Consider the following 6,760-nt stretch of genomic DNA (forward strand, 5'->3'; position numbering starts at 1 on the left):
GTGGCCCGGTCGGGATACACCTTCAGCGCGTCCGCCTCGACCTGGTCGGCGGCAAGTCTCCAACGCAGCTTCGCCGCCATCCACTCCCCCACGCACCGACAGCAGGCCTCGGGAGCGGAAGCATCCACTCCGCCGGATCCCGATCGGCCTTCGCCCCCTTCGAGCGTGCCGTCACCGCAACCAGCGACGCCGCAGCACCCTGATCGTTCGCGTACGCTTCGCGACGCTTCGACTCGGACCACCTCACCCGCACCCTCCGCGTCGGAGGGTCCGGCAGCGAGGTGGAGGAGAATGGTCCCGAATAGGTCTCAGTGAGGCGGAGGGGCGAGGGGTGCTGTACGAAACCGCAAAGATCGCGCTGGAGCAGCTCACGGACGATCGGGCCCTGGAACGGGTGGCCCTGCGAGTGCTCCGGAAGTGCTACCCCCATCTCCGCCTCACCAGCGCCACCGGTGACACCGGCCTCGACGGCTACGATCGCGCCTTGTTCAAGGACGAGATCGAAGTAGCTCTGTGGGTCAGCCTGCAGGCCACGTGGACCACGAAGCTCACCACCGAGTTGAAGAAGCATCAGGAGCACGGGCGCACCGCACCGGCCTTTTTCGTGATGAACCGCCCGGCCACTGAGATCAAGAAGGAGCAGGAACGGGATCGGGCGAAGACAGACTTCGGGGTGAGCCTGGAGATCTTCGACCTCGCCGAGCTTGCCACACAGCTGGAGTCGGACGACCTGCGCTGGGTGGCTGAGGCTGAGCTGGGGGTCCGTCCGCGCCGGCCCAGGGCCCTAACCACGGCGGAGGTGTACCTGGATCGGCTCTCCCGCACGGTGCCGGGGATGGCCGCTGAGCTCCGTGGTACTGCCGAAATCGGGAATCAGCTCCGCGCCCGGCTCGCCCCGGAGTCTTCTGAGGACCGGGTCGTCGTGGTGGAGGGCCCTGGCGGCTGCGGGAAGACCAGGATCGCGATCGAGACGGCCCGGTCCGTCGCCACAACCCTGGTCGTCCCTTCTGCGGCTCCCTTCACGCTCGACTCGTTCACAGAGGTGGGGTTGGACGCTCCGCTGATCCTCGTAATCGACGACGCCCATCGCAGCCAAAGCCTGTCCGCGGTGGCCGCGATGCTCGCCGACCAGCGGTTCGACCGGGTCCGACTGGTCCTCACGGTTCGCCCGGGCCAGCGCGACCGGACGCTCTACGCCGCCGGAGCCGAGAACCACGTCGGCGCCCCGGTCGTGCTTCTCCCGTTGGACCGCCCGGAGATCGACACCATCATCACGGACCACGGGATTCAGCGGGAGGAGTTCCGCAAGGCAGTTATCACCCTGGCCGGCGGCAATCCCTTGCTCGCCCACACCGCCTGCCAGGTGGCCCTGTCCAATGGCAAGTTCGACTGGGGCGACGCCTCCGACCTCCTACGGGAACTGGTCGCTGACAGGCTCCGGGCGCTGGACGACCCTGGCTTGCACCGGACGGTCGCGGTCGGCCTCGCTCTGCTGACTAAGGCAGGCGACCCGGCAGGGCACCACGGAGGTCAGGACATCGCCGTTCTCCACGGCGCGGTCTCCGGTTTGCCATCTGAGCCCGACCGGCTCGACCGGATCCTGGACAACCTTGCCGACGCCGGGCTGGTGGACACACCGCCCTACACCTTCCGCCCCGACCTTGCCGCCGCCGTTGTCCTGGCCGACGCCCTCACTCCGGGGGCCATGGTCCGGCTGGACACCAACGCAGCCCTGCGCCACCTGGCCACCCACTCGGGTCTCACCCCAGGGCTCACCCCGCAGGAGCACGCGGACGTTCTGGAAGCCGCGACGCGGCGGCTCGACCCACAAATCGGCGTGCTGGCCGCCGCAGCCCGCGACAGCGGCAACCAGGCTGCTGCCTCGGCGATCACCACCTTCGTCCTCGGCCTGCTCCCCGAAGACGCCCACCTCGGCCAATGGGCCAGCATCGTTCGCCTCGCCTCCCAGGCCGCCTCCGCTGATCCGACACTTCTCGCGCAGCTCACCGAGCGGCTGGCCCGGCGATGGCCAGTGCCAGCCTCCGAGCAACTCTGGGGCGACACAGACGCCGTCGCCTATTACCGGTTCGAACTGGACCGCCTGTGTGAGGAGTTCGCCCGACTGGCAGCACGCACCAACCCCGAGACCACCCCGGCGGCCGTGGCATCCGTGCTGGACATCGCTTGGCTGGTGGATGCCGCCCGGCCCGTCTTCGGCAGCCACCAACCCGACACCCTGCTACGCACGTTCCATGCATGGACAGGTCCAAGAAACTGGCACAACGGACAAGCACTGATGGACCGCCGAGGCGCCCTGCTCGGCGCGATCTCGCGCTGGGTCCGCGACCGCACCGACGAACCACCACTGGGACTCGACCCCGCGGATGCGGCCAAGCGGGGCCCCGAGTCCGTCACCCGTGTCCTCCTCGCGGCCCTGCAGCCCTACCTGACTGTCACTGTCGAGCTCGTGCAGCGCGGAACCCCCGAGCAGGCAAACACTCTCAACATCAGCACCGCAGCGCTTCCTGACCTTCCAGAGACCCGACACCAGCTCGACCAGGCCCTCGACCTACTCGAACCGCTGCTCGCCGAACCGGCCCTGCACCGGCCCGAGCACCTGAACCTCCTCAACGCGCTGGTCGCCGTACCCGAGCAACTGCGCCAGGCCGCCGGCCGCGGCCTGCCCGGCAACCACCACCAGAAGCTGCCCGCGCACGCCGAAAAGGTATTGGTGGAGGCTGCCTCGAGGTTTGCCGAGAAGATCGCCGCGCGGTGGACGGGCCTTCCGCTGTCCGTTCGGCGCCGGGCGGTCGAGGCCGCGCTCGGAACAGGCACCCGCCGGACCGACCTTGCAGGGGCTGCAGCCAACGGCGAGCCCATCGCAGTAGCGGCACTCAGCGACCTGGGGCTAGCGCACCTCCTCGTCGTTCAGCCGCCCAACACCTTCACCGCCACCTGTGCCGAGGACGTCGCAACCCAGAAGTCCACCGCCATCACGCTGGCCGGCCAGCTGACCACCGCGCAGGCCATCGACCTGCTAGAAGCAGCCGATCCCTCCTTCTTCGGTACGGCGCACGAGGTGCTCCCGGCCTTCGCCGCAGCGATAGGCGAGAGTGCGACTGACGCTGATCCCGTCCTGGACCGCATCGCCAGCAGGCCACTGCCAGGGGATGCTGCGCTGCTGGCCGGCCTAGCGACCCAGCACACGGACCGGGTCTGGCAGTGGGTTTCGGAACATGCGGGTGACCCCAGGCTCGCGGGGCTCGCACTCGCGATGGCCGACGATCACCCCGAACAGGAAGCGCAACTCCTTCGCACCCTCGCGGACGCGGCAACCGGAACCGAGGCCACTGAGCCGGCCGCCATCTGCACACAGGTCGCCCGGCACACGTGGCACTGCACGCGATCAGCCGAGGACCGACTGGAGCGCCTGGCCCTGCTGGGCACCCAGGGGCCGGATCAGGCGGTTCCTGCGGTACTGGAGGCGATCGGTACGGTGCTCCACTCCAACGCACCGGTAGACCCCGCAGCGGTGGACGCTTGCGCGGCCGTGCTGGAGCGGGGGCTCACCACCGACACCACCGGCCTCCTGAACAACGACAGCCTGAGCCTCATCAGCCACGGAGTAATCCAAATCGCCCGCCGGTCGCCCGAGCGGTTCGCCCAGGTCCTGGCAGGACATGTCCTCAGCGGTCGCCGCCTGCCGGCTCCCTGGACGGAGCACCTCGAGAGCCTCGACATTGCGGTGCGTAACAACATCACCGCCGCGTTCGAGCAGCACTGGTCGACAGCACCGGCCACCGCCCTCAACGACTCCGTCCAAGACGCGCTGTGTGAGACGTTCATTGCGATCGGCAAGGACACCGAAGCCTGGTCGCGAACACTAGTCGAGTGGGCCGGCGGACCGCCGAGCGCACGCCGCAGAGCGGCGAAGGCGGTTCACCTGGATTGGTCGAGCAGTACCTGGGGACAGGTTGTCCCAGAGCTCCTGGTTGCTGGGCTGACCCCTGAAAGCCAGGAGCTGATCCTGCACGGGCTGGCCGCGGTGAACGCCGTCTTCACCGACTTGGACGCCGTGATCCGCCCTCGCCGGGAGGCTGCGGAGAAGCTGAAGTCCCACCCCGACGCCTTGGTGCAGGCGTTCGCCACCACCGCGCTGGAACACCTTGACAGTTCCGCCTCGGTCTTCCGGGGCATGCAGCAGCGCAGCCGCACCGGCTACCCCACCTGATCCGGAACCGCCACCAGCCCGGGAGTGCCTGATGGGCCTTCCGAGCAGGTAAGTTCGGGGCCGCTGGGCTCCCCACCCTGCGTCGAGGAAGCCCCACGGAACGGGGCCAGCAGCTTCGCCGCAGGGTGGGCCGAGGGCCCGGTCGTGGTGTACCTGTGACCAGCCACTGCGACGCTGAGGGGTTCAGCGGCGCGTGACGCCGAACGCAAAGCCTGGACGCCGCCCTCGCGCCAGGCCCGCCGCCAGCGCCCCACCGACCGCTCACTGACCCGCAGATCCCGGGCGAACGCAATACCGTCTCACCCGCCTCGAAGCTGATCCCGGCCTCCAACCACACCTGTTCAAGAAACGTCCACCGCTCTGCGGTCAAGGCCCCACCCTGCGCGTGCCGCATACCACCGGCATATCGCAGGGATCACTACCTGCCATCACCGACAACAGGCGAAAACCTCAATATTTCACCCTAACTACCCTAAACGTCCCGCAATCAGTGTCGCTAATCAACAACGGCTGACGAAGGTGCTGAGCTGCACCCCAAGTAGGCCAATGCAGAAACCCTGCCAGCGAACCTGCGAGGCTCCTTCGGGTACATGCTCAGGTATCCACGGTGCGTGTCCGGACGACAACCGAGGACGAACCCGCTCTGGTAGGCAACGGCATGAGCCGTTGGGCACTCACCGAAGGCTCCCGCCGGGACGGGCCGTCGAGCACGCGCACCACACAATCACGTTCCTCGCCTGAGAGACGAGCCAGCAGGGCCACGACCCGGCCCAACTCATCCTCACCCGACCTCACCGATCACCAGCCAGATCGAGATCACGCTCGGACGCCTCTACAAGAGTCGGCTCCGGCCTCGGCCGACGCCACGGATGAGCGATCGGCTGGGACACGCCACGCCACCAAGCATCCGCGGGCAGCTTCCCCGCCGGCTCGAACGGCTCGCCGGGGCGGGGGAACGCCACCGCCTGCCCCGCCTCCTCCGCCGCTTCCTTCGTCCACTCCCCCGGCTCCGCCCACGGGTGCGGGGCCCCACAGCCAGGCACTCACGACCGTCCCTCCACCAGCCTCGGCGGTGGCTCGGGCAGCAGCGGCGCAATGAGCAGTCGAGGTGTCGTGGCTGGCTCGGGAGTCAGGGGTTGCGCGGGTTCAGCGGATGGGCAGCCAAAGCCGACCCCGTTTCCGAAGCCGGGCTGGCCGCGGCCAGAACGTCCTGGTGGTCGCACCAGACCAAAGGGTGTTGCAGAAGGCCGTGATCAGGCAGGTCGGAGCGGGTGTCCGGGGCTGTGCTGTCACGCGGCGAGGGCGCGGTTGTGCATGCGGGCGACGGCCTGGACGGCGTGGTGGAGGCCGTCGCCGCGTTGCTGGCAGTCGCGAAGGATCTTGTAGTTCTTCATGCGGGAGAAGGTGTGCTCGACGCGGGCGCGGACCTTGCGATGCTGCGCGTTGTCTTCCTCCTCACCCTTCAGCAGGGGCCGCCCGGGGCGTTTGCGGTGCGGGACAATCAGGCCGGTGTTGATGTAGGCGCCGTCGCCGAGGACCGTCACGCCTTCGCAGTGCTGGGCCAGGCCGGAGTCCCGCCAGGCTTTCGCGTCCGCGGTGTTGCCGGGCACCGGACGGGCGGTCGCCACCACCAGACGTGTCTCGGCGTCCACGATGACCTGCACGTTCGCCGAGAACCGGTAGTTTCGGGAGGACGCTCCGACCTTGCGGTCGCGGACCGGGACGAGGGTGCCGTCGACAATCCACAGCCGGTCGGTGGCATCGGCGCAGGCCCGGGCCGGCTCGAGTGCAAGCAGCGGGCCGAGCCTCTGGATCACCCGGCACACGGTCGCGGGCGAGATACCGAACAGAGGGGCGAGCTGCCGCATGGTGAGGTTCGTGCGGTAGTACACGGCCACCAGCAGCACCCGCTCGGCCAGCGGAAGCCGCCACGGACGACCCCAGCCACATCGCTCGCCACCGCGTTCCCGGACCGCTTACAGCAGCCGACCGAACTGGTCCGTCCGCAGCCCCGTGAACGTCTCCACCCACACCCGCTCGGCCCTCAACACCCCAGCCATATAAGGGAGATGCCCAGCTCACGGCCTTTTGCAACACCCTTTAGCCGCCGCTGTTGCCACCTCCTATCTCCCTCGCCTGCGAGACGCAGATGATCTACCTGCGGCGCCCTTTCCGCCGAGCACGGGTAGACCGCGAAGGCTGTCTGCGGGCTGCCGTTGCGGCTTCCTTCGGAATGGTCGGGCCAGGTTGGAGACGCACGGAGACCAGGGCTGCGGCGAGCAACCCGCTGTCGCTCGCCTCGACGATTCGGCGGTGTACCTCTGCAGGGGCCGTCATGAGTTGCCGGTGCGCGGGCAAGTCATGGAGAGCCAGACCGTAGCCATACAGCACGAGCACGCTGCCACGGTCACGGGCTGCCTGCCGCCACCGGCCTGATGCCGTCGCATTGGCGCGGGCGATGACGGTGCCATCGTCATGCTCGAGGGTCAGCCCTCGGCCCGCCACAGTGAGCGTGAGGTACTCCAGTGT

General features: G+C 68.6%; 2 protein-coding genes and 3 pseudogenes. 1 reads left to right on the forward strand and 4 read right to left on the reverse strand.

Annotated features, from left to right (window positions below):
• Nucleotides 1–8 precede the first annotated feature (8 nt).
• Nucleotides 9–229 (reverse strand): annotated as a pseudogene (locus tag Sco07f_RS40780) (HNH endonuclease); the annotation flags it as partial.
• A 102-nt stretch (nucleotides 230–331) separates the two neighbouring features.
• Here Sco07f_RS40780 and Sco07f_RS23755 point away from each other — a divergent pair.
• Entirely contained in the window at nucleotides 332–4,231 is a 3,900-nt protein-coding gene (locus Sco07f_RS23755) for a hypothetical protein (RefSeq protein ID WP_108989123.1), read from the forward strand.
• A 791-nt stretch (nucleotides 4,232–5,022) separates the two neighbouring features.
• On the opposite strand, the pseudogene Sco07f_RS40785 reads toward Sco07f_RS23755, so the two are convergent.
• The 3 genes and pseudogenes from Sco07f_RS40785 to Sco07f_RS40375 all read right to left on the reverse strand — a co-directional run.
• Nucleotides 5,023–5,259 (reverse strand): annotated as a pseudogene (locus Sco07f_RS40785) (MBL fold metallo-hydrolase); the annotation flags it as partial.
• A 261-nt stretch (nucleotides 5,260–5,520) separates the two neighbouring features.
• A pseudogene (locus Sco07f_RS23770) lies at nucleotides 5,521–6,291 on the reverse strand (transposase family protein).
• 94 nt (nucleotides 6,292–6,385) lie between these two features.
• A partial coding sequence (locus Sco07f_RS40375; RefSeq protein ID WP_218030750.1) for a hypothetical protein occupies nucleotides 6,386–6,760 on the reverse strand: 375 nt, incomplete at its 5' end.

It is taken from the genome of Streptomyces coelicoflavus, from assembly GCF_003112555.1.
In the GTDB taxonomy this organism is placed as follows: Bacteria; Actinomycetota; Actinomycetes; order Streptomycetales; family Streptomycetaceae; genus Streptomyces; species Streptomyces coelicoflavus.